The organism is Streptomyces sp. NPDC093984, assembly GCF_044764595.1.
GTDB lineage: Bacteria > Actinomycetota > Actinomycetes > Streptomycetales > Streptomycetaceae > Streptomyces > Streptomyces cynarae.
In genome coordinates, this window is sequence record NZ_JBIWIM010000004.1 from 613,214 (window position 1) to 636,268 (window position 23,055).

The 23,055-nt window shown below is 71.5% G+C and carries 17 protein-coding genes, 1 tRNA gene and 2 pseudogenes; 10 read left to right on the plus strand and 10 right to left on the minus strand.

Annotated features, from left to right (window positions below; translation table 11 throughout):
- Window positions 1-6: 6 nt before the first annotated feature.
- Window positions 7-759 carry a YcnI family protein gene (locus ACIRC0_RS18770; RefSeq protein WP_403617240.1) on the minus strand — a complete coding sequence of 251 codons (753 nt, stop codon included), beginning with the start codon at window positions 757-759 and terminating at the stop codon, window positions 7-9.
- 158 nt (window positions 760-917) lie between these two features.
- Complete coding sequence (locus ACIRC0_RS18775) at window positions 918-1,730, minus strand: hypothetical protein (protein ID WP_403617241.1); 813 nt, start codon at window positions 1,728-1,730, stop codon at window positions 918-920.
- A gap of 252 nt (window positions 1,731-1,982) precedes the next feature.
- On the opposite strand from ACIRC0_RS18775, the gene ACIRC0_RS18780 reads away from it, so the two are divergent.
- Entirely contained in the window at window positions 1,983-2,438 is a 456-nt protein-coding gene (locus ACIRC0_RS18780; protein ID WP_366025227.1) for an ATP-binding protein, read from the plus strand.
- Between the two features lie 240 nt (window positions 2,439-2,678).
- Here ACIRC0_RS18780 and ACIRC0_RS18785 read toward each other — a convergent pair whose 3' ends face one another.
- Together ACIRC0_RS18785 and ACIRC0_RS18790 are read right to left on the minus strand one after the other, a co-directional pair.
- The gene (locus ACIRC0_RS18785; RefSeq protein WP_403617242.1) at window positions 2,679-4,160 is read right to left on the minus strand and encodes an aminopeptidase P family protein; all 1,482 of its coding nucleotides are present in this window, start codon (window positions 4,158-4,160) and stop codon (window positions 2,679-2,681) included.
- Between the two features lie 94 nt (window positions 4,161-4,254).
- Window positions 4,255-5,718 carry a PP2C family protein-serine/threonine phosphatase gene (locus ACIRC0_RS18790; protein ID WP_403617243.1) on the minus strand — a complete coding sequence of 488 codons (1,464 nt, stop codon included), beginning with the start codon at window positions 5,716-5,718 and terminating at the stop codon, window positions 4,255-4,257.
- A 552-nt stretch (window positions 5,719-6,270) separates the two neighbouring features.
- Between ACIRC0_RS18790 and ACIRC0_RS18795 the strand changes: the two genes are divergently transcribed.
- Complete coding sequence (locus ACIRC0_RS18795; protein ID WP_403617244.1) at window positions 6,271-6,936, plus strand: bifunctional DNA primase/polymerase; 666 nt, start codon at window positions 6,271-6,273, stop codon at window positions 6,934-6,936.
- A gap of 92 nt (window positions 6,937-7,028) precedes the next feature.
- The gene (locus tag ACIRC0_RS18800; protein WP_403617364.1) at window positions 7,029-7,592 is read left to right on the plus strand and encodes a hypothetical protein; all 564 of its coding nucleotides are present in this window, start codon (window positions 7,029-7,031) and stop codon (window positions 7,590-7,592) included.
- Window positions 7,593-7,997: 405 nt separating this feature from the next.
- Here ACIRC0_RS18800 and ACIRC0_RS18805 read toward each other — a convergent pair whose 3' ends face one another.
- From ACIRC0_RS18805 to ACIRC0_RS18815, 3 genes are all read right to left on the minus strand, one after another.
- Window positions 7,998-8,978 (minus strand): DUF5926 family protein, encoded by a 981-nt coding sequence (locus ACIRC0_RS18805; RefSeq protein ID WP_366025222.1) that lies wholly within the window; start codon window positions 8,976-8,978, stop codon window positions 7,998-8,000.
- 452 nt (window positions 8,979-9,430) lie between these two features.
- Entirely contained in the window at window positions 9,431-9,973 is a 543-nt protein-coding gene (locus ACIRC0_RS18810) for an ATP-binding protein (RefSeq protein WP_403617245.1), read from the minus strand.
- Between the two features lie 201 nt (window positions 9,974-10,174).
- A complete protein-coding gene (locus ACIRC0_RS18815; protein WP_403617246.1) occupies window positions 10,175-10,984 on the minus strand; it encodes a glycerophosphodiester phosphodiesterase in 810 nt (269 codons plus the stop codon).
- Between the two features lie 279 nt (window positions 10,985-11,263).
- Between ACIRC0_RS18815 and ACIRC0_RS18820 the strand changes: the two genes are divergently transcribed.
- The 3 genes from ACIRC0_RS18820 (at window position 11,264) to ACIRC0_RS18830 (ending at window position 13,970) form a co-directional block, all read left to right on the plus strand.
- On the plus strand, window positions 11,264-12,766 hold the full coding sequence (locus ACIRC0_RS18820) for a trypsin-like peptidase domain-containing protein (RefSeq protein ID WP_403617247.1): 1,503 nt from the start codon (window positions 11,264-11,266) through the stop codon (window positions 12,764-12,766).
- 85 nt (window positions 12,767-12,851) lie between these two features.
- Window positions 12,852-12,936 (plus strand) — tRNA-Ser (locus ACIRC0_RS18825).
- A 338-nt stretch (window positions 12,937-13,274) separates the two neighbouring features.
- Window positions 13,275-13,970: a glycerophosphodiester phosphodiesterase gene (locus ACIRC0_RS18830; protein ID WP_403617248.1), complete on the plus strand. Its 696-nt coding sequence runs from the start codon at window positions 13,275-13,277 to the stop codon at window positions 13,968-13,970.
- Between the two features lie 111 nt (window positions 13,971-14,081).
- Here ACIRC0_RS18830 and ACIRC0_RS18835 read toward each other — a convergent pair.
- Window positions 14,082-14,204: pseudogene (locus ACIRC0_RS18835) on the minus strand (GNAT family N-acetyltransferase); the annotation flags it as partial.
- A gap of 134 nt (window positions 14,205-14,338) precedes the next feature.
- On the opposite strand from ACIRC0_RS18835, the gene ACIRC0_RS18840 reads away from it, so the two are divergent.
- Entirely contained in the window at window positions 14,339-18,763 is a 4,425-nt protein-coding gene (locus ACIRC0_RS18840; RefSeq protein WP_403617249.1) for a choice-of-anchor D domain-containing protein, read from the plus strand.
- A 117-nt stretch (window positions 18,764-18,880) separates the two neighbouring features.
- Here ACIRC0_RS18840 and ACIRC0_RS18845 read toward each other — a convergent pair whose 3' ends face one another.
- Both ACIRC0_RS18845 and ACIRC0_RS18850 read right to left on the minus strand, forming a co-directional pair.
- Window positions 18,881-19,753 carry a bifunctional DNA primase/polymerase gene (locus ACIRC0_RS18845; RefSeq protein ID WP_403617250.1) on the minus strand — a complete coding sequence of 291 codons (873 nt, stop codon included), beginning with the start codon at window positions 19,751-19,753 and terminating at the stop codon, window positions 18,881-18,883.
- A pseudogene (locus tag ACIRC0_RS18850) lies at window positions 19,675-20,219 on the minus strand (alpha/beta fold hydrolase). The gene ACIRC0_RS18845 and the pseudogene ACIRC0_RS18850 overlap by 79 nt, the downstream one beginning before the upstream one ends.
- Window positions 20,220-20,397: 178 nt before the next feature.
- Between ACIRC0_RS18850 and ACIRC0_RS18855 the strand changes: the two are divergent.
- The 3 genes from ACIRC0_RS18855 to ACIRC0_RS18865 are packed head-to-tail and all read left to right on the plus strand — an operon-like array spanning window position 20,398 to window position 22,918.
- Window positions 20,398-21,354, plus strand: coding sequence for a bifunctional MaoC family dehydratase N-terminal/OB-fold nucleic acid binding domain-containing protein (locus ACIRC0_RS18855; protein ID WP_403617251.1), 957 nt, complete (start codon window positions 20,398-20,400; stop codon window positions 21,352-21,354).
- A gap of 5 nt (window positions 21,355-21,359) precedes the next feature.
- Window positions 21,360-21,755 carry a MaoC/PaaZ C-terminal domain-containing protein gene (locus ACIRC0_RS18860; protein WP_403617365.1) on the plus strand — a complete coding sequence of 132 codons (396 nt, stop codon included), beginning with the start codon at window positions 21,360-21,362 and terminating at the stop codon, window positions 21,753-21,755.
- Window positions 21,752-22,918, plus strand: coding sequence for a lipid-transfer protein (locus ACIRC0_RS18865; RefSeq protein WP_403617252.1), 1,167 nt, complete (start codon window positions 21,752-21,754; stop codon window positions 22,916-22,918). Before ACIRC0_RS18860 ends, ACIRC0_RS18865 begins: the two co-directional genes overlap by 4 nt.
- Window positions 22,919-23,055: the final 137 nt, after the last annotated feature.

The following is a 23,055-nucleotide window of genomic DNA, read 5'->3' on the forward strand; positions in this document are numbered from 1 at the left end:
TGGAGCTCAGGCGTCGGTGGTGCGTCGGCGGCCGGCCAGGACGCCGTACGCCACGCCCGCCGCGCCGACGGCGATGCCGACGACGCCGAGGACCCGGGCGGTGGTGTCGGTGCCGCCGGAGGAGGTGTCGGCGGCGGTGTCCTTGGCGGGCGACGTGGTGTCGGAGGCGTCCTCGGCCGTGGAGCCGTGGTGGCCGGAGGAGGAGGCGGAGGCCAGCTCGAGCACCGGGGCGGGCTTCTCGGGCTCGTCCTGACCCTCCTTCTGCGGCTCGATCCAGCGCACCACCTCGTTGTCGGAGTACGTCTGGAGGGCCTTGAAGACGAGCCGGCCGGTGTCCTCGGGCAACTGGCCGAGCGAAAGCGGGAACTTCTGGAAGTAGCCCGGCTCGATGCCCTTGCCGGTGGCGGTCCAGGTGACCTTGGAGACGGCCTCGTTGATCTGCCGGCCGTGCATTGTGAGCGGCTTGGCGAGCTTGGACTTGGTGACCTGCACCTTCCAGCCGTCGACCGGCTGGGGCATCACCGAGGCCAGCGGGTGGTCGGTCGGGAGACTGACCTCGAGCTTGGTGGTCGAGGCGTCGTCCCGCTCGTTCGGGACCTTGAAGTCGACGACCGCGTAACCGCCCTTGGCGGCCTGACCCTCCGGCTGCACGGTCACGTGCGCGAAGGCGGGCGCGGACAGGACGAGGACGGCCGATGCGGCGGCGGCACCGGCGACGGCGATGCGGGAGCCCTTCAGGGAACCCTTGATGGCCTTCATGGCTTGAGACCACTCCACTTCGAGTGAGAGTCGTTGACGAGGAGAGATGTGCGTGCGCAGGGGTGATGCGGCCGTGGCCGGTTCCTCTTTGTGGGCACGCGCGCGTGCCGCGCGACGGCGGCCTCTCCCGTACGGGCGGGTGGAGCGGCGCGGTCGCGTCAGGCAGCGAGGACGAACGGAGTGGAGGAGGGCGGTCCGCGCCGGATCACCGTGTGCTGCAGCATGGTCGTCCGCGGCTTCGGCGGCAGCAGGAAGGCGGTGCGCGGGGCGCGCGGCCCCGCGTCGGGCGCGCCGGGGAGCCCGGCCAGGAGGGCGCGCGCGAGGGCGAACGCCGAGCGCAGGGATCGTACGAGCGCCCCCTCCGCGGCCCCGTGCGCCGAGAGCTGCATGAGCCGCAGCAGCGCCATGTCCCCGCGGCGCAGCACCCACCCGGCGGCGACGGCCGCGAGGACGTGCCCGAGCAGCATGGGCAGGGACGGCAGGACCGACCACCACGAGCCGGAGGCCGACAGGACGTCGGCCGGGTGGTGCGCGGCGGCCGTGTCCGCCGCCGTGGCGAGCCGCGCGTCGGAGAGGATCTTCTGGGCGTGTGCCGGGGAGATCGTCGCCGCGGTGGCGCCGCACATCAGGTGCGCGGCCCGGGCCACGAGTGCGGCGTCGGCCGTGGACATCGCCTTGGACGCCATGGCGCCGGAGTGCTGCCCGAGCCCGAACAGCGTGTGCAGCACGACCTGGCCCACCGCGAGGAGCGCCGCGATGCCCGGCAGCGAGCGCTCCCGCCCGGCGAGCAGGGCGGCGACGGCGAACATGCCGAGCAGGCCGGCGCCCAGCGTCCACAGCGGGACCGTGGCGCAGGAGGCCAGCCCGTGCCCGGCCGCGGCCAGCACGACGCAGACCGCGGCGAACACCGCGGCCCGCAGAATCCGGAGATCGCATCCGGTGCGCGCCGTGCGCGGGTGGGGGGCACTCATGGCGGCCTCATCATCCCACTGGCCTCGGCGGGGCCGTACGGCAGGTCCGCAAGATGACGTAAATGTGGTAATCAGAACAGTGATCCAGAAGATCACGTTCTGGTGGCCTCTCCTCGAGCCGTCCGCGCATACACCCGACCCTCGCCCCGGCGCATCCGCCGAACGGGCGGGAAGTCGACAATCGGGCGATTGCCCCCCGGCAGGCGTGGCAATACGTAACGGTATGTCGAGCCGCGGCCAGGAGGCTGGAGCATGAGCATCTGGTGGTCACTCCATCTGCGGCGCGAAGCTGCGAGCGTGCCGCTCGCCCGACGGCTCCTGCTGGGCACGATGGAGACGGCGGGCGTCGATCCGGACATCTCCTACGATCTCTCCGTCGCCCTGAGCGAGGCCTGCGCCAACGCGGTCGAGCACGGGGGCGACACCGCGAACGGCGGTGTGTCGGAGGCGTACCGGGTCACGGCCTACCTCGACGGCGAGAAGTGCCGCATCGAAGTCGCCGACTCCGGCCCGGGTTTCCCCGCCGGCAGACCTCGTACGGTGACCCGCCCGGTGCGCGCGGACGCCGAGCACGGTCGCGGCCTGGGTCTCATCGAGGAACTCGCCGACCATGTGCACATCGGCAACAAGCCGGGGCGGGGTGGCGCGGTGGTGAGCTTCGACAAGATCCTCAAGTGGCGCAACGACTCTCCGCTGATGGCGGTGTAGTGCCCTGCCGGACCGTGCTGCGTGGAGTTCTTCACGGCCGGGACCTGCCGCCGCCGCACGAGCCCATGATCGACGAACTCGACGCCAAGAGGCCGGAGTTCACCACCTCTGTCGCCGTTCCCCGTCTCACCCGCCGTGACCGCGGAACCGGGGCGAGGGACCCCGGACCTCATACGAAGGGCCGGCCACCTCAGCGGTACCCGGCCCTTCGCACCCGACGCTCGCGGGTCGGTTCGCGTGTCAGCCCTTCAGGGACGCCATCCACTGCTCGACCTCGTCGGAGCGGCGCGGCAGGCCCGCCGAGAGGTTCCGGTTGCCGTCCTCGGTGACCAGGATGTCGTCCTCGATGCGGACGCCGATGCCGCGGTACTCCTCCGGGACGGTCAGATCGTCCGCCTGGAAGTACAGGCCCGGCTCCACCGTGAGCACCATGCCGGGCTCCAGGACGCCCTCCACGTAGGTCTCGGTCCGCGCGGCCGCGCAGTCGTGGACGTCCATGCCGAGCATGTGGCCCGTGCCGTGCAGGGTCCAGCGGCGCTGCAGGCCCAGCTCCAGGACCCGCTCCACCGGGCCCTCGACGAGGCCCCACTCGACGAGCCGCTCGGCGAGCACGCGCTGCGCGGCGTCGTGGAAGTCGCGGTACTTGGCGCCCGGCTTCACCGCCGCGATACCGGCCTCCTGGGACTCGTACACCGCGTCGTAGATCTTCTTCTGGATCTCGCTGAAGCGGCCGTTGATCGGCAGGGTCCGCGTGACGTCGGCGGTGTAGTACGTGTGCGTCTCGACGCCCGCGTCCAGCAGGAGCAGGTCACCCGAGCGGACCGGGCCGTCGTTGCGCACCCAGTGGAGCGTGCAGGCGTGCGGTCCGGCCGCGGCGATGGTGCCGTAGCCCACGTCGTTGCCCTCCACGCGCGCGCGGAGGAAGAACGTGCCCTCGATGTAACGCTCGGAGGTCGCCTCCGCCTTGTCGAGGACCTTCACCACGTCCTCGAAGCCGCGCACGGTGGAGTCGACCGCCTTCTGCAGCTCGCCGATCTCGAACGCGTCCTTGACCAGGCGCATCTCGGAGAGGAAGACCCGCAGCTCGTCGTCCCGCTCGGCGGTGACCTTGTCGTGCAGCGCGGTCTCGATGCCCGCGTCGTACCCGCGCACCACGCGGACCGGGCCGGTGGCCTCCTTCAGCCTCTGGGGCAGCTTGCGCACGTCCGAGGCCGGGATGCCGTACAGCTTCTCCGCCTCGGTGAGCGAGTGGCGGCGGCCCACCCACAGCTCGCCCTGGCCGGAGAGCCAGAACTCGCCGTTCTCCCGGTCGGAGCGGGGCAGCAGATAGAGGGTCGCGCGGTGGCCGTCGGAGGTCGGCTCCAGGACCAGGACGCCGTCCTCGGTCTGGTTGCCGGTGAGGTACGCGTACTCGACGGAGGCGCGGAAGGGGTACTCCGTGTCGTTCGAGCGGGTCTTCAGGTTGCCCGCGGGGATCACCAGACGCTCGCCCGGGAAGCGCGCGGACAGCGCGGCGCGGCGGGCGGCGGTCTCGGCGGCCTGGGCGATCGGCTTCAGGTCGCGCAGCTCGGTGTCGGCCCAGCCCGACTTCATGTTCTCGGCCAGCTCGTCGGACACACCCGGGTACAGGCCGTTCTTGCGCTGCTTGATCGGCTCTTCGGTCTCGTCCTGAAGCTCCGGGGTCTCCGTCGTTTCAGGCGTGAGCTCGTCCGCCACGGTCATCCTCCTTGGATACGGCACTGGGCCACCCCCATCGTACGGTCGTACAGAAGGGGGCCCGGGCAGGAAGAGACCGTCACCCGGCGTGGCCGGCGGCTCACTCGAAGCGGGCCGCCAGCAGCACCACGTCCTCCGTGCTGTCGGCCTCGCCGAGCCCGTCCGGGAGCACCGTCCGCAGGATGTGGTCGGCGACCGCTCCCGGGTCGATGCGCAGCGCCCTCGGCACGCTCGTGGCCGCCGCGTGCAGCCGGGCGAAGGCGCGGTCCATGGGGTCGCCGGTGCGCTGGAGCAGACCGTCGGTGTAGAGCAGCACGGTCTCGCCGGGCTCCGCGGTCAGTTCGATGCTCGGTGCCTCCCAGCAGGCCAGCATGCCCAGGGGCGCCGACAGCGAGGTCTCCACGAACTCGGTGCGTCTGGGGCCGATCACCAGCGGCGGGCTGTGCCCCGCCCCGGCGAGCGTCAGTTTGCGCAGCGCTGGCTCGCAGTACGCGAACAGGGCGGTGGCCGAGCGGGCGGGCTCGGTGAGTCTCAGCAGCAGCTCCAGATCGGAGAGGACCGCCACCGGGTCCTCGCCCTCCATCACGGCGTACGCGCGCAGGGAGGCCCGCAGCCGGCCCGTCGCGGCGACCGCGCCCGGCCCCGAACCGGTGACGGACCCGACGGCGAGGCCGAGCGCGGCGTCGGGCAGCGCCAGCGCGTCGTACCAGTCGCCGCCTCCGCGCGGGCTCGTGCGGCGGCGGGCGGCGAGCTGGACGCCGGGGATGCGGGGCAGCCGGGCGGGCAGGAGCTCCTCGGTGATCGTCGCCATGCACGCGCGTGTGCGCTCGATCTCCACCATGCGGGCCAGGTGCTCGGTGGCGTAGCGGGCGTACAGACCGACGAGGTGGCGCTGGCGTTCGACCGGCTCGGCCGGTTCGTCGTAGAGCCAGACGGCGGCGCCGAGGCGGCCGGCGGCCTCGGTGGACAGGGGGAGGGCGTAGCTCGCGGCGTAGCCGAGGCGGGCGGCCACATCGCGGTGGCGGGGGTCGAGCCCGTCCTCGGAGAACAGGTCGGGTTGGGCGATCCCGCGCTCCCCGCCCGGCAACCCGTCGAGGATCCTGCCGTACGACAGGGAGCTGCGCGGCACGGTCTCGATGTGCCCGAGGTCGGCGCGGCCCAGGCCCAGGCCGATCGTGGTGTCCGGGCCGAGCCCGTCGCGCGGTTCGAGTACGACGAGACCGCGCCGGGCACCCACCAGGGCGGCTCCGGCGCGCAGCGTTTCCTGGAGCGCTTCGGCGAGGGAGCCGGTGCGGGCCAGGCGTTCGGTCAGTTCGTGGAGGGTCGTCAGATCGGAGACCCAGCCGGCGAGCCGGTCCTGGAGGAGCGCTCCGGCGCCGGAAGGGCCGGTGGAGGCGGAGAGGGCGGCCGAGGGGGCTTCCGTGGCGGCAGGCGTCGGCGCGACAGTGTGGGTGGGCGGGGGAACCGTTGAATCGATTCCGGCCACTTTCGGAGGGTGAGGGGCGTTCATGTCGTCCGGCTTTCGGGCCGGAGCGTATCGCTCGATAGCATCGCAAACCCCCATGTCAATCTGCGCCGCTAGCGGTGGCTCCACATGTACACGCACTCAGGAGGGGATGTCCAGCATTGTCCTGCTGGGATTCCTGGTGTCCGGGATGCAGGTTCTCCCCCCTTACAGCACAGCAAAGTTGGCTTAAAATAGCCTCAAGGACCGTCGTATTGCGGTCGACTGGCCTTGTTCAACGGAGCGTCACAACGGTCGTGATGGGTACGTACTCGGTGAAGGCCAGGGGTGGTTGGCGGCCACCCGGAACCTGGCACCGCAACCGGGCGTCATAACCACCGACGGCCGAGCCCCATCCTCCCGTGGCGGAGGCGGCGAGTAAGAGCGGGACGGTAAAACGCCAGGCGTCGCCACCCCACGCCATGCCCATGCTTGTCGTGGGCGCAGTATGGACGCGGACGCAGCCAACGCTCGGCCCATAGGGGTTCCCCTTGTCCAGGACAGGGGTGTGATGCGCCAGCAGGTACGCACAGTGAAGTGATCGACCATGATCGACACATGACGTGATGGCCCTCGGTGTTGCCGGCGTGCAACGGAAAGGAACGAGCGCTCATGCGCGAGATCCTCGGAAGGCGACGCAGGCTCCTGTCCAGGCGGAACGACGGGACGCCTGAGTTGATCAGCGCGGCCCTGACCTTCGCGACCGAATGGCAGTGGCCCGTACTCCCGGGTGTGGCACCGGACCCGCAGGGGCGTGCCCGCTGCGGGTGTCCCGACCCGGAGTGCACAGTGCCCGGCGCACACCCGTTCGACCCCGGGCTGCTCGCGGCCACCACCGACGAGCGCATGGTTCGCTGGTGGTGGACCAACCGGCCGTCCGCGCCGATCGTGCTGGCCACCGGGGGCCAGGCCCCCTGCGCGGTGAGCCTGCCCGCCCTCGCCGCCTCGCGCGCCCTGACTGCGCTCGACCGGAAGGGCATGCGCCTCGGCCCGGTCGTGGCGGCGCCGCACCGCTGGGCGATCCTCGTGAAGCCGTACTCCATGGAGCAGCTCGGCGAGTTGCTGTACGCCAAGGACTTCGTCCCCGGCTCGCTGCGCTTCCACGGCGAGGGCGGCTATCTGGCACTGCCCCCGTCCGAGACCGGCCACGGTGCCATCCGCTGGGAGCGGGCGCCGCTGCCCGGCTCGGCCTCCCCCTGGGTGCCCGACGTCGAGGCCGTGGTGGACGCGGTCGTGGACGTCCTCACTCGTACGGGTGTGAGCGCGCCCGAGTTCTGAGGGTGTCGGGCGCGCGACGGACCGGGCGCCCGTGATCGGCCGATATCTTCGGCCTCATGCTGATTCGTCCTGGGGGACAGGGGAAACGGGGGATGCAGTCGGGCGCGTGGGCCGAGGATCGGCCCCGGTCCGGCAGGAAGCGGCTGCTCGCGCTCCTGGGCGTGGTGGCGGCCGTCATCGCGCTCCCGCTCGCCGTGGCGTCCGCCGGACCGGTCGGCGAGGCGGACCACGCCGCGCTCCGCCCGCCCGCGCACGAGGACGGGAAGCGGGCGGTCCCCTCCCGCCCCCGGTTGCTGGGTCTCGGCCTCGCCACCGCCGCCCGTTGCGGCCCCCAACTCTCCTCCGGCGACGGCATCGAGGCGCAGACGTGTGTGCTGACGCAGGGGCGGGACACCTGGGCGCGCACCTACTACCGCAACGCCACCGGCGAGAAACTGTCCGGGGTCCTGAGCTTCATGGCGCCGGGCGGGCGCAGCGTGGAGATGCACTGCGCGGTGGACGCCGCGGACGACCCGGCGGTCTGTGACACGCCACGGCAGCGTGTCGCGGGCGACATGGGCGCCTACTCGGCGGTCGCGGAGTTCTCCCCGAGCGACGGGGGCGGACCACTGCTGCTGCGCTCGGGAAGCGACCAGGCGGCCGCGAGCGGACAGTGACTCGCGGGTCCCGGCTGTGACTGACCGATCTCGTACGGCAGTGACTCACCGGCCTCGGCTGTGACTGACTGATCCCGTACGGCAGGGACTCACCGATCTGGTCAGCGGTAACTCTGCGCTCTCGTACGGCAGTAACTCCCCGCTTTCGTACGGGAGTTGATCTCGCGGCCTGTTGCGCCGCACGTACCCGTACATGGAAAGACCCGGTTGCTGGCGACGGGGGATGCACCAGCAACCGGGCTACAGGAACGGTAACAAGAGATCGGCGGTTCGCAAATTCGATCTCGGCTATTCGGACACGGATTGGCCGGTCGCAGCGGGGACTTGTGACAGGAGTCACCTGAGGTCGGACTCCTGGCCGGCGTCCGCCCCGGCCCGACCGTGTGGCCGGGCCGGGGCTGCGCGTCAGCTGAGGGTCACCTGGCGGTTGGTCAGCCCGCCGCGGGCCCGGCGCTCGTCCGCGGTGAGCGGTGCGTCGGAGGCCAGCGCGGTCGCGAGACGCTCGGCGAACTCGGCCGCCGGCTTCTCCACGTCCTCCGCGCCCATGTCGCTCGGCAGGTCCCAGACCGGCACCGTGAGCCCGTGCGCCCGGAAGGAGCCGACCAGGCGCGTGCCCTCGCCGAGGCTCGACCCGCCGGCCGCGTGCAGCCGTGCGAGAGCGTCCAGAAGCCGCTCCTCCGGATGCGGCATGACCCACCGCAGGTGGTTCTTCTCGGGGGTCTGGCACCAGTACGCGGCGTCCACGCCGGTCAGCCGGACGGTGGGGATCGCCGCGGCGTTGGCCCGCTCCAGGGAGGCGGCCACCTCCGGCGTCGTGTTCTCCGCGTCCGGGACCCAGAACTCGAAACCGCTGTGCACGACGGGCTCGAAGGGGCCCTCGGGGTCCAGCAGGTCCTGAAGGCGCGGGCCGTCGGCGGGCGGCCGGCGGCCCTGGACCGGGGTGCCCGGCTCGGCGGTGAGGGCGCGCTGGAGGGTGTCGGCGAGGTCGCGGCTGATGTCGCCCGACGCCGTGTCGTTCTGCAGGCCGAGCAGGATCGAGCCGTCGTCGCGGCGCAGCGCCGGCCATGCCATCGGCAGCACCGTGGCGAGCGTGACCGAGGGGACGCCCTCGGGGAGTTCCTCCCGGAGCTTCAGCTCGACGGTCGCCGCCGGCACCAGCTCGCGCAGCGCGACCCAGTCGCACTCGTCGGGCAGTCCTTCGAACGGGCGCTGCACCAGCTCGGTCACCGCGTGCGCGGCGGCACGGCCGTGGCAGGCCTTGTAGCGGCGGCCGCTGCCGCAGGGGCAGGGCTCCCGGCCGCCGACGACCGGGACGTCCCCATCGGCGCGGGCACCGTCCGTGGGCTGCGGGCGCTTGGCCTGGGTCTGGGGTCGCTTCTTGGCCATCGTGGGTGTCTCCCGGTTACGGCTCGTTTCGTACGGTCGCGAGCCTAGCCGCTCGTACGACGCCCGACGGGATCCTGTGGACAACGCACCGGAGGGTCCACCTGGCGGTACGCGGATCGGGGGGTGGGGAGGGGGCATGCGGCGGTTCGCCGACGGCCCGTACTGTGCGCGTCCGCCGGTTCGGGCTGGACGGGGGAGCGGACTGTGCGGCGCCGGGCTGTGCGGAGCCGGGTGGGCGTGGCTGCCGGGCGGCGCGGGGTCGGCGGACCGGTCGCCGACGGCCTGAGTCGCGGTCGTCGAAGGTGTCCTGGACCGGTCGGCGCTGGGGCATGGAGCGCGACCCGGACCACTTCACTCCTGGTCGTCGAACGCCCCCTGGACCGGTTCACTCCTGGTCGTCGTACGCGTCCCGACCACCTCGGTCTTGGTCGTCGTACGCGTCCCCGACCGCCTCAGTCCAGGTCGTCGAACGCGTCCTCGAAGTCCAGGCCCGGTATCTGGGACACGGCCGGTGCCGTGACCCGTGATGCGAAGTCCTCGCTGCGGCGGGCCGAGTCGGTGTCGTCCTGGACGACGACCCAGACCGTGACCTCGCCGTCGGCGTCGTCCCGTACGCCCCAGTCCTTGGCCAGCGCCCTGATGATGTTCAGCCCCCGGCCGCCGTGCGCGGTCACCGAGGGGGTCGCCGGAACCGGACGGGTCGGGCCGCCCCCGTCCGTCACCTCGACCGTGAGCCGTCCGGAGGTGTCGACACGCCATGCGGCGCGCACGTCCCCGTCTGCCGTCAAGCTGTCGCGGAGTGGTCTGCCGTGCCGACACGCATTGCTGAGCAGTTCCGAAAGGATCAATACAGCATCGTCGATGACCGATTCCGACATGCCACCGGTGCGCAACTGATCGCGCATCCGGTGTCTTGCCTCCCCCACGCCCGCAGGACCATGGGGTACGGCCATGCTCGACGACGTGGGCACCTCCTGTGCCACCACCAACGCCACCCCCGAGACCTCCTTCGCCCCACGCCACGGTGTGAATGCCCCGCGTGACCGGGCCGGAAACCGTCCGTACACGGCGAGTGATGCACTCGACACGATCGAACACGAAGTGAACGCGCCGGTGCACTCCCTGTCATCGCCGTGGCTGGTTTCGTCGTATATGGGGCCCGGGGAGAAACGTTCCGTGGCGGAGGTCGACCCCGCTCAGCGACCGAGCCGGTCCAGCACCGCGCGCGGGCGGTTGGTGATGATGGCGTCGACGCCCAGTTCCAGGCAGAGGTCGACGTCCTCCGGCTCGTTCACCGTCCACACGTGCACCTGGTGGCCGGCCTGCTTCAGCCGCTGGATGTACGCCGGGTGAGTGCGCACGATCCGCATCGAGGGCCCCGCGATCCGGACACCGGCCGGCAGCCGCCCGTCCCGCAGCCGGGGCGAGAGGAACTGCAGCAGGTACACCGTCGGAAGCGTGGGCGAGGCCGTCCGCACGCGGTGCAGCGACCGCGCCGAGAAGCTCATGATCCGTACCGGCGACTTCTCCGGGGACTCCGGGGCGTCCAGGCCGAACCGCTTCAGCAGGAGCAGCAGCCGCTCCTCGACCTGCCCCGCCCAGCGTGTGGGGTGCTTGGTCTCGACGGCCAGGTCGATGGGCCGCCCGGCGTCGGCGACGAGTTCCAGCAGTCGTTCCAGGGTGAGCACCGAGGTGTCCTCGGGGTCCTGCGGCCGGTGCTCCCAGTCGGGCTCCTCGTCGCTCCTCTTCCAGGAGCCGAAGTCCAGCGCGGCGAGCTCGGCGAGTTCCAGGGCGGAGACCGCGCCGCGCCCGTTGGACGTACGGTTGACGCGCCGGTCGTGGACGCAGACGAGGTGTCCGTCCGCGGTCAGCCGGACATCGCACTCGAGGGCGTCGGCACCGTCCTCGATCGCCTTCTTGTACGCGGCGAGGGTGTGCTCAGGGGCGTCCTCGGAGGCCCCGCGGTGAGCGACGACCTGAACCTGGTGCTGTCGTGCGTGGGTCACCGCGTCATCGTCCCACCGTCGAGGGGTACACGTGGGACCCGAGGGCGACGTGACGGAATCGGCGAGGTGTCGGGAATGCAGATTTTTGTTCGCACCGGTCCGTTATAAAGGATGGCCACGGACCCACAGCCACCGCTTATGGTGCCCTGACGTCCGGTGGGAAAAGCTGGACGGCGTACAAAGGGACACGCACAGCTGAGAGCGCCCGGCGCCGCGCGTGGGTGTGCGAGTGCGGCCGAGTGCGACCGAGAAGACAGCCGTGGAACGAGGAGAAGAGCTGTGAGCACCGAGAACGAGGGCACTGCGGTACCCCCGGCCCCGTCTGCACCTCCCGTGCCGGTGGACGCTCCCCCTTCCGCGCCGGGCCAGGCCCCCGAAGGGCAGGCGCCGTCCGCAGGCACCCCGGGCGCGGGGGGCACTCAGCCCGCTGGGAGCGCGCCGTTCGAACACGGCGCCCCGCAGCCGCCGAGGCCTGAGGGCGCGCCGCAGCCGGAGGGCGCGCCGACCGCGCAGCTCCCGCCGGTGCCACCGGGTCACCCCGTGGCCTCCTCCGCCCCCGAGTCCGGCTGGCCGCCTCCGCCGGCCACCCCCGCGTACGCGGGCGGCGCCGGTGCGGGCGACCCCTGGGGCGCCCCGTACGAGAACCCCGCCCCGAAGCCGAAGAACAGGCGGGGCGGTCTGGTCGCCGCGGTCCTCGTCGCCGCGCTGGTCGCGGGCGGTGTCGGTGGCGGCATCGGTTACCAGCTGGCCAAGGACGACGACTCCAGCGGCTCCACGACGGTCTCCGCGGCCACCAGCGGCGGCGATGTGAGGCACGACAACGGCACGGTCGCCGCCGTGGCCGCCAGGGCGCTGCCGAGCACGGTCACCATCGAGGCCGAGTCCAGCAACGGCCAGGGCGGCACCGGCACGGGCTTCGTCTTCGACAAGCAGGGCCACATCATCACCAACAACCACGTGGTCGCCGACGCGGTCGACGGCGGCAAGCTCACGGCGACGTTCCCGAACGGCAAGAAGTACGACGCCGAGATCATCGGTCACGCGCAGGGCTACGACGTGGCCGTCATCAAGCTCAAGAACGCCCCGTCGGACCTCAAGCCGCTCGCCCTCGGCGATTCGGACAAGGTGGAGGTCGGCGATCCGGCGATCGCCATCGGCGCGCCCTTCGGCCTGTCGAACACGGTGACCTCGGGGATCATCAGCGCCAAGCACCGTCCGGTGGCCTCCAGCGACGGCAGCTCCGGCAGCAAGGCGTCCTACATGAGCGCCCTGCAGACGGACGCCTCGATCAACCCGGGCAACTCCGGCGGCCCTCTGCTGGACGCCCAGGGCGCGGTCATCGGCATCAACTCGGCGATCCAGTCGACGAACAACAGCGGGTTCGGCAGCAGCGGCCAGTCCGGTTCCATCGGCCTGGGCTTCGCGATCCCGATCGACCAGGCGAAGTACGTCGCCCAGCAGCTGATCGCCACGGGCAAGCCGGTCTACGCGAAGATCGGCGCATCGGTCTCGCTGGACGACTCCTCCGGCGGCGCGAAGATCACCGACCAGGGCACGGACGGCTCCTCCGCGGTCGAGTCAGGCGGCCCCGCGGACAAGGCGGGCCTCAAGCCGGGCGATGTGATCACGAAGCTGGACGACAGGGTGATCGACAGCGGCCCGACCCTGATCGGCGAGATCTGGACCCACAAGCCCGGCGACAAGGTGACGATCACCTACCAGCGCAACGGCAGCACCCACACGGCGGAAGTGACCCTGGGCTCCCGCGTCGGCGACAACTGAGCCGCACGGTGCGCCAGGTGGCACGGACGAGCGCGGCCCGGGACCGGTAGGCTTGTCCCGCCCCGCCCCAGGCGGACCGGGGCGAGGTGGGTTGCCCGAGCGGCCTAAGGGAACGGTCTTGAAAACCGTCGTGGCGCGAGCCACCGTGGGTTCAAATCCCACACCCACCGCTTCGCAGGTCAGAGACTTGCAGGTCAGAAGGGGTGCCACTCTCCAGAGCGGCACCCCTTCCGCATGCACTCCGTCTCACCCTGATTCGGCGGCATCCCACCTCTGACCAGCCCGTGCGGCCAACCTGCGGCCGGGATTCACGGCTTCTCGGTCCCGGGGCGCGATCTTGAATTCTGTGCCTCGGGGCGCGTCGGCGGCGTGGTCCAGGCGGGCCGAACGCGTGGCCGGACGGGCCCATTAGGCTTGGGCGCTTCGACGGGCGGTCGCCCGCTGCCCGGCGGGGGGTACGGCACTCGTGCGGCTCCCCCGCACCACCACACCCAAGGACGGCAACCGAGTGTCTTTCTTCACCATCGGCCACCGCGGTGTCATGGCCGCCGAGCCGGAGAACACCCTGCGCTCCTTCCTGCGGGCCGAACGCGAGGGGCTGGACGGCATCGAACTGGACCTGCACCTGAGCAAGGACGGCGAGTTGGTCGTCATGCACGACGAGACCCTGGACCGCACGACGAACGGTTCGGGTCCGATCGCCGACCAGAAGTTGCGCAAGCTCAAGAAGCTCGACGCCGGCCTCGGCGAGCGCATCCCCACGTTCGGGGAGGTGCTGGACGCCGTGGGGCCGACGCTGCCGATCCAGGCGGAGATCAAGGACGTGGCCGCCGCCCGTTCGCTGGCCAAGGTGCTCACCGACCGCGACCTGCTGGACCGGGTCTCGGTGCTCTCGTTCCACGACGTGGCGCTGATCGAGATCCACAACCTGCTGCCGCAGGCCCGCACCGTGCTGGTGGCGGGCCCCAGCGCGCACCGCGACACCTTCGTCGGCCGCGCCCAGAGGGTCGGTTCCACCCTGGTCAGCGTGGAGCTGCGCCAGCTGAACCGGGCCATCGTGGAGAAGTGCGGCGCCGCCGGCATCGACGTGATGGCCTGGACCGTCAACGACGAGCGCGACCTGGCGCTGGCCCGGGCGCTCGGCCTGGTGGGCTGCGTGACCGACCAGCCCGGGATGAAGCGGCTCGTCGAGGCCACGGCCTGACTCGGGGGTCCCGGACCGAACCGGCCACCCGTGCGGTCGGACGAGAGCACGAACGTCGTGGTCGCGGTCGCCCGCGCGGGGGGAACCGGAACCATGGCGCGTCCGCCGGAGTCAGGCGGGCGGCTTGACCGGCGTCTCGAACGCCGGGTCGTCGCGGTGCGGCAGGGCGAACCGCTCGTCGCCGTAGGGGAACAGGGGCAGTTCGCCGGTGCGGACGTAGCCGCGCCGCACGTATGACGATCTTAGAACGAAGTGTGAACAAGCGGTGTGGAAATCGATCATTCGATGGTAAGAACAGCCACTTGGTCTTCACGTTTTGCGCCGCGCCTGTGCCCACTCCGGGCGCGAACACCAGAGGAGGTCCCGGTTTGGCCGGGTTTTTCGCGCCCGTACGCCGCGGCCGCCACCGCGACCGGCGACGCAGATGGCTCTCCGCCATCGCCGCCGTGGCCGGTGCGGCACTGATAGGTACGACGATCGGTCTGGCAGTGCAGTCGGCCCAGGCCGACCAGACCACCCAGGGCGTCGACAACTTGCGCACCAACTGGGACCGGAAGGAAGCCGGGCTCTCCCCGGCGGTCGTCCAGTCGTCCGCCTTCGGCCAGCTCTTCGCCACCAAATTGGACGGGCAGATATACGCCCAGCCGCTGGTGCTGGGCGACCAGGTGATAGCGGTCACCGAGAGCAACACCCTGTACGGCCTCGACCGCACCACCGGTGCGATCAAGTGGAGCAAGAACTACGGACCGGCGTGGCCGGCCTCCGCGATCGGCTGCGGTGACCTGGTGCCCAACGTGGGGGCGACCGCGACACCCGTCTACGATCCCGCCACCGACGCCCTCTACTTCACCACCAAGGTCGACGACGGAACCTCCACGCACCGCCACCCGAAGTGGCTGATGCACGCGGTGGACCCGGCCTCCGGGACCGAGCTCCAGGGGTGGCCGGTCACCATCAGCGGGAGCCCCGTCAACGACCCGAGCGCCGCATTCGACGCCTACTACGAGCAGCAGCGCCCCGGCCTGCTGCTGATGGACGGCGTCGTCTACGCGGGCTTCGGCGGCCACTGCGACGCATGGCCGTACCGCGGCTACGTGGTCGGCGTGAGCACCACCGAACACAGCATCACCTCGATGTGGGCCACGGTGACCGGTAACGGCATGGGCGGGGCCGGCATCTGGCAGTCGGGCGGCGGCCTGGTCTCCGACGGTTCCGGCCGGATCTTCTTCAGTACCGGAAACGGCATCAGCCCGGCCCCCGGGCCCGGCAAGACCGTGCAGGGATCCCTGGCCGAGTCCGTCGTCCGCCTCCAGGTCAACGCGGACAACAGCCTCAGCACGGCCGACTTCTTCAGCCCGAGTGACGCCTCGACCCTGGACCTGAACGACCAGGACATCTCCTCCGGCGCCCCGATGGCGCTGCCGGACGGCTTCGGCACCAGCGAGCACCCCCATCTGCTGGTCCAGCAGGGCAAGGACGGCCGGGTGTTCCTGCTCGACCGGGACAACCTCGGTGGCATGGGCCAGGGAGCCTCGGGCGGCGACGCCGCGGTGAGCGTGTCCGGCCCCTACCAGGGGATGTGGGGACATCCCGCGTTCTGGGGCGGCGACGGCGGCTATGTCTATGTCGTCGGCAGCTACGGTCCGCTGCGGGCACTCAAGTACGGCGTACGCAACGGCGGCACGCCCGCGCTCACCCTCACCGGCCAGAGCCGGGACACCTTCGGCTACACCAGCGGCTCTCCCGTCGTCACATCCAACGGCACGGACGACTCCACTGCCCTGGTGTGGATGGTCTCCGCGAGCAACGCCTCCGGGGCCGACGGCACCCTGCGCGCCTACAGCCCCACCCCCGACGGCAACGGCCTGCTGCAGTTGCTGTGGTCCGCCCCGATCGGCACGGCGGCGAAGTTCAGCACTCCGACCACGAACAACGGCAAGGTGTACGTCGGCACCCGGGACGGTGTGCTCTACGGTTTCGGCAGCCCGGCCAGGACCGCCCTGACCGCGGCCTCTCTCGACTTCGGCCAGGTGGGCCTGGGCGCCAGCAGTTCGGCCGCCATGAAGCTGACAGCCACACAGGACGTCAGCATCACCGGGCTCAAGGCCTCCGGCGCGTTCTCGGTCGACCCGTCCGCCGTGCCCACGGCCGAGCAGCCCACGGCGCTGGCGACGGATGCCACACTGGACGTGCCGATCAGCTTCAGTCCCGCGACCACCGGCGGCATCAACGGCACGCTGACCGCGAACCTGTCGGACGGCCAGAAGCTGGTCTTCGCACTCCATGGCGTCGGCACCAGGCCTGGTCTCGGGGCGGCGCCGGGAGCCGTGGACTTCGGGGACGTGCCCACCGGCAGCAACTCGACGCTGAACCTGCAGATCACCAACACCGGTACCGAAGCGGAGACGATCGACTCGATCGACTCGCCCACGGGTTCGTTCACCGTCTCGGGTCTGCCGAGCGGGGGCACGGTCGTGCCGGCCGGTGGTTCGTTCGTGCTCTCGGTCACCTACACGCCGGTCGGCGGCCAGGACGACAGCGACGCACTCGTGATCAGCAGCAGCAGTGGCGGCGAGGCGCACACCCTGAGCGTGCCGGTCAACGGAACGGCCATCACGGGACAGGGGCACCTGGAGTTCTCCACGAGCGCGCTCGACTTCGGCTCGGTTCCGATCGGCAGCTCGAAATCGCTCTCCTTCACCATCACCAACACCGGCAACATCCCGGTCACGGTGACCAAGGCCAAGGCGCCGACGGGTGACTTCAACAGCCCGATGCAGCTGTCCGAGGGCCTGGTCATCGGCCCCGAACAGACCGCCGTGCAGAGCGTGACGTTCACTCCGCGTTCGGCCGCGGACCTGAGCGCCTCCTACGAGGTCACCGGGACCGGGGTCGACGCGAACGGCAGCGCCCAGGGCGCCATGTACGTGTCGGTCAAGGGCACCGGCACCGGCACCGCCACGACCACGTCGGCCAAGGACGGGCTGTGGCAGGCCAACGGCTCGGCGGTGGCCGCCGACGACGGCAGCGTCCAGCTGACCCCGGCCACCAGGAACCAGGCGGGCACGGCGGTGTACACCAAGCCGCTGCGCACCGACGGCCTGCGGGCCACCTTCACCGCGAAGTTCGGTCCTGGTACCGGCGGAAACGGCATGACGCTCTCGCTCCTCGACCCTGCCCAGAACTCCGCCTCGGCACTGGGCGCGGCCGGTGGCGGCCTCGGTATCGCGGGGCGGCCGGGCGCGGTGATCGCGCTCGACACCGGCTGGAACAACACGCTCCAGACGCAGAACTTCGCGGGTGTCGGCTCCAGTTCGGACGGCTCCTCGGCGATCGACTTCCAGTCGGTGGCCAAACTCAGCACCTCCCTGCGCCAGGGCACGCACCAGGTGGACGTCCAGGTGGACGCCGGCCATGTGTACGTCCGGATCGACGGGACGCAGGTACTGGACGCGACACCGACGCTGACGTCCAGCGCACTCGTCGCCTTCTCCGGCGCCACGGGAGACGGCGCCGACACGCAGACGGTGAGCGGCCTCGTCGTCAGCGAGGCGGCGCCCCCGGCTCCGCAGCCCAAGGCGGCGACCTCGCTCAACCTCACGGCGCCGAGCACGGGCGTCCCGGGCCGGCCGTTGACCGTCAACGGCACACTGACGTCGACCGCGTCGCTTGCCCCGGGTCAGCTCGTGCACATCACGCGGAACGGGGCGGCGCTGCGCGATGTGACGGCGGCGGCGGACGGCTCCTTCACCTTCAGCGACACTCCGCCGGCGGAGGGCACGTACTCCTACGCCGCAAGCTACGCGGGGGACGAGACCCACGAGGCGGCCAGCACCGCGGGCCTCGTCCAGGTCTCCAAGCTGACCACCTCGGTCACTCTGACGGCTCCGGCCACCGCCATCCGCACGCGCACGCTGACGGTCTCCGGCAAGCTCTCCGGCTCGCCGTTCGCCGCCGGTCAGGTCGTCAAGGTGACGAAGACCGACCTCGCCCACCCGTCCGGTGTCGCACTCGCCGACGCCAAGGTCGCCGCGGACGGTTCGTTCAGGTTCGCGGACACCCCGCAGACCGGCAGCGCCAACGCCTACAAGGTGACCTACAGCGGCGACGTCTCACACACGGCGGGCAGCCGCACCGCCACTGTCCTGGTCTCCCGGGCTGCCACGTTCCTCACCGTCGCCACCGACCACCCGACGTACACATACGGCCAGTACGCGAAGGTCACCGCCCACCTGGGCACGACCTACAACCTGCGTACGGTGGCGATCTACGCCCAGCCGTACGGCGGCAAGGCGGTCCTGGTGAAGTCGGGCACGGTGGACTCCCACGGCGATCTGACGGCGTCCTACAAACTCGCCCGCAACACCACGTTCAGCGTGGTGTTCGCCGGCGACTACCAGTACTCCCCGAGGACCGTCGCCGGAAGCGTGAACGCCTATGTGGCGATCGCAGAGAAATTGTCCGGTTACTACACGAGCACGTCCTACGGCAGCACCCTCTACCGCGTGTACCACCAGACCGCCAAGGAGCAACTCGACGTCACGGTCACGCCCAACAAGGCCGGCCAGTGCGTCGTCTTCCGTGTGCAGCGGTACTACAGCGACGCCTGGCACACGCAGTCCACCACCCCCTGCTCCTCCCTGAGTTCCACCAGCACCGGCCGCCAGCAGATGTCCCTCACCAACGCCGTGAACAGCAGGTTCCGCGTGGCTGCGGAGTACGTCCACAGCAGCAGGGACAACACCAACCTCACCACCTGGGGCGCCTGGCAGTACTTCACCGTCAGGCAGTGAGCAGCGACTCCCACCCGGCTGGAAGCCCCGCCCTCGCACAGCACGAGGGCGGGGCTTCAGGCGTGCGGCGATCGGGGTGCAATCGGGGTGCACCTCTGACCACCACCCCGAACCGTCTCAGGGCCGCTGCGCCGTCATCCGTGCCGCCGACGCCAGGGTCGAGCGGGCCTCGCGCGGGGTGAGGCCTGTGCGGATCGCCGCGTCGAGGAGGGCGGGGGCCAGGTCGGGGCCGAAGCCGTTCTCGTAGGCCCGGCAGGCGGCCCAGAACAGGCGGGTGTTGCGCTGGCCCTCGTGCGCCGCGAGGACGAACTGGACCAGGCCCTGGCCGTGCCGGCCCGTCGAGGAGGGCGTGGCGTGGCGCGGGCGCGGTGGGGGCGTGAGCAGGCGCAGCAGCGCGGGCGGGCAGGGTGCGGGCGGCAGCTGGGCGGTGCCCGGTGCCGTGCTGTACACGCCGTGGTCGGTGCGCGAGCCGGGGCCGACCAGGTAGCCGCCGGCGCCCCGGACGTCGATGCCGGGGGCGAGGCGGCTCGCCGAGTTCGGTACGACGACGTCCGGCGGACCGCTCAGCCACAGGTGGCGGCCGCCGCTCGGGGTGAGCACGACCACCGTCGCAGGGATCGTGAACAGGTGGCGCAGGGCGAGTTCGCGCAGGGCCGCCGAGGAGTCGGTGCCGGACTTGGTGTCGAGGTCGATGCCGATCAGGTGGTGGGGGTGCAGACCGCAGGCGATGCCGTAGCCGGTGGCCCATGGCGCGGCGGCGAACAGCTCGCGGATGCGGCGGGGGTCGGTCGAGGCGTCGTACACCCCGTGTCCGAAACGGCCGCATGCGCCGTGACAGACGGGTGCCGCCGGGTCGGGGTCGTCGCGGTGCGGGGAACGCAGGGCCGGCAGTTTCGTACGGGACAGCGGGATCACCGCCAGCCCGCGCTCCGCGGCGGACAGGGCGTGGGCCAGGGCCAGGGTGGTGGCCTGCCGGTCGGTGGTGGCCATGACCCTATGTTCGTACGTGTGTTCGAAAATGGGAAGGGGGAGCGGCGGTTCTCCGGTAGTTCTCCAGGTGGTCGGACCGCGTCCAGCACGCTCAGCGCGGAGACCGCCTCCGGGTGGTCCAGGGCGAGGCGGGTGGCCACGTACGCGCCGCGGTCGTGGCCCACGACGGCGAAACGCCCGTGTCCGAGGCCGCGCATCACCGCCAGGCAGTCCCGGGCCATGGCGCGCTTGGAGTACGGGCGGTGCTCCGGGTCGGTCGGCGGTTTGGAGGACCGGCCGTAGCCCCGCAGGTCCGGGTAGACCACGGTGTGACCGGCCGCGGCCAGTAGCGGAGCGACCCGGTGCCAGGTCGCGTGGGTGCGCGGATGGCCGTGCAGGAGCAGCACGGCCGGACCGCTGCCGCCGTGCCGCACCAGCAGCCTGGCCCCGTCCCCTCGCACCGCGTCAGTTCGAAACCGTGGAACATCCGACCCCCCTCCGCTCCGGCCGTCGCGTCCCGGCTGCCCCCGGAAGCTCCCTTCACGCAGTCGGTGCCGTACAGAGTTCGGTCGCAGCAGGCGGCGGCCTTGACAGCCCGCCGATACCTGACGGACAGTCAGAAAGTCTTGGACCCACGTGCCACGAGATCCGGGAGGCCCGCAACGATGCGGCTCGAGGAGGACTTCGCCGCGCGGCTGAAGGCGTACGAGGGCCGGCCGGCCGTCGTCGCGGGCGTCGGCAAGGACCCGGTCAACGCGCCGATGATCCGGCACTGGTGCGAGGCGACGGGCGACGCCAACCCCGCGTACACCGGCCCGGACGCCATCGCCCCGCCCACCATGCTCCAGGTCTGGACGATGAGCGGCCTCTCCGGCCACGCGGGGCGCACGCAGGCCTACGACGAGCTGTTGGCCCTGCTCGACGAGGCGGGCTGCACCTCCGTCGTCGCCACCGACTGCGAACAGGAGTACCTGCGGCCGCTGCGGCCCGGTGACGAGGTCACGTTCGACGCGGTCATCGAGTCGGTCTCGGACCGAAAGCGCACGAAGCTCGGCACGGGGTACTTCGTGACGACGCGGATGGACGTGCGCGTGGACGGCGAACCGGTGGGGACGCATCGGTTCCGGATCCTCAAGTACGCGCCCGCCCGCACCGACCCCGCCCGCACCAAGCCCGCCCGTACGGACCCCGCCCGCACCAAGACCGCCACCGGCCGTCCCCGCCCGGTGATCAACCGGGACAACGCCGGGTTCTGGGAGGGTGTCGCCCGGCACCGGCTGCTGATCCAGCGGTGCGGCGACTGCGGCACCCCGCGCTTCCCCTGGCTGCCGGGGTGCAACGCGTGCGGCTCACCGGAGTGGGACACGTTCGAGGCGAGCGGCGCGGGCACGGTCTACTCGTACGTGGTCCTGCACCATCCGCCGTTCCCGGCCTTCGACCCTCCCTACGCGGTCGGCCTGATCGAGCTGGCCGAGGGCGTCCGGATCGTCAGCAACGTGACCGGGGTGCCGTACGACAAGGTGCGCATCGGCATGCCCGTACGCCTGGCGTTCGAGCGATACGACGAGGAACTGGAGCTTCCGGTGTTCCGCGCCGTCGACGGCCGTGGGGTGGAGCCGTGAGGGGGCTGCGCGCGGGGACGAAGCTGCCGCCGCTGGAGATCGAGATCACCCGCACGCTGATCGTGGCCGGTGCGATCGCCTCCCGGGACTACCAGGACGTGCACCACGACGCCGAGCTGGCCCGGCAGAAGGGCTCCCCCGACATCTTCATGAACATCCTGACCACGAACGGGCTGGTCGGCCGGTACGTCACGGACCACTTCGGCCCGGCGGCCGTCCTGCGCAAGGTCGCCATCCGGCTCGGCGCGCCCAATCACCCGGGGGATACGATGGTGCTGACCGGCACGGTCGAGGAGGTCGACGGGGACACGGCCACGGTGAGGGTGGTCGGGGCGAACGGCATCGGCCGGCACGTCACCGGCACGGTCACGGTGACCGTCCCGAACGGGGGTGCCGTATGAGCGTACGGACGAGGGACACCCTCGGCGGGCGGGCCGCCGTCGCCGGGATCGGTGCCACCGAGTTCTCCAAGGACTCCGGGCGCAGCGAGCTGCGGCTGGTCGTGGAGGCGGTGCGGGCCGCACTGGACGACGCGGGGCTCACGCCCGCGGACGTGGACGGCATGGTCACGTTCACGATGGACACGAGCCCCGAGATCACCGTCGCCCAGGCCGCCGGCATCGGCGAGCTGTCCTTCTTCTCCCGCGTCCACTACGGCGGCGGGGCGGCGTGCGCGACGGTCCAGCAGGCCGCGCTCGCGGTGGCGACCGGGATGGCCGAGGTCGTGGTCTGCTACCGGGCGTTCAACGAGCGCTCCGGCCGCCGCTTCGGCTCCGGGGTGCAGCACCGCGAGCCGTCGGCGGAGGGGGCCGCGCTGGGCTGGTCGCTGCCGTTCGGGCTGCTCACTCCGGCGTCCTGGGTGGCGATGGCGGCCCAGCGGTACTTGTACACGTACGGTCTGACACCGGACGCGTTCGGCCATGTGGCCGTCGTCGACCGCGCGTACGCGGCGACGAACCCGGCGGCCCACTTCCACGGCCGGCCCATCACCCTCGCCGACCACGCGGCCTCCCGCTGGATCGCGGAACCGCTGCGGCTGCTCGACTGCTGCCAGGAGACGGACGGCGGCCAGGCGCTGGTGGTCACCTCCCTGGAACGGGCGCGCGATCTGCCCCACCCGCCCGCGGTGGTCACGGCCGCCGCCCAGGGCGCAGGGCGCGGCCAGGAGCAGATGACCAGCTTCTACCGGGACGACCTGACCGGCCTGCCGGAGACGGGCGTCGTGGCCCGCCAGTTGTGGCGGACGTCGGGAATGGGCCCCGCGGACATCGACGTGGGCATCCTCTACGACCACTTCACGCCGTTCGTGCTGATGCAGCTGGAGGAGTTCGGGTTCTGCGAGCGGGGTACGGCGGCGGACTTCGTGGCCGCGCGGACGCTGCCGCTGAACACCCACGGAGGGCAGATCGGGGAGGGGTACCTGCACGGCATGAACGGCATCGCGGAAGCCGTACGGCAATTGCGCGGCACTGCCGTCAACCAGATACCCGGCGCCGCCCGAACCCTGGTCACCGCGGGCACCGGCGTCCCCACCTCCGGGCTGATCCTGACGGCGGACGGATGAGCGGGGCGGGCCGCGCGGGCCGTTCGCCCCGGACCGGTACGGTTGCCGTACGCGCGCGGCTCCCCTGCTCCTCCCGCAGTCATCCCTCAGGGGTCAACCCTCACGCGTTCGTGCCCGCTCGTCCACCTTCAGGAGGT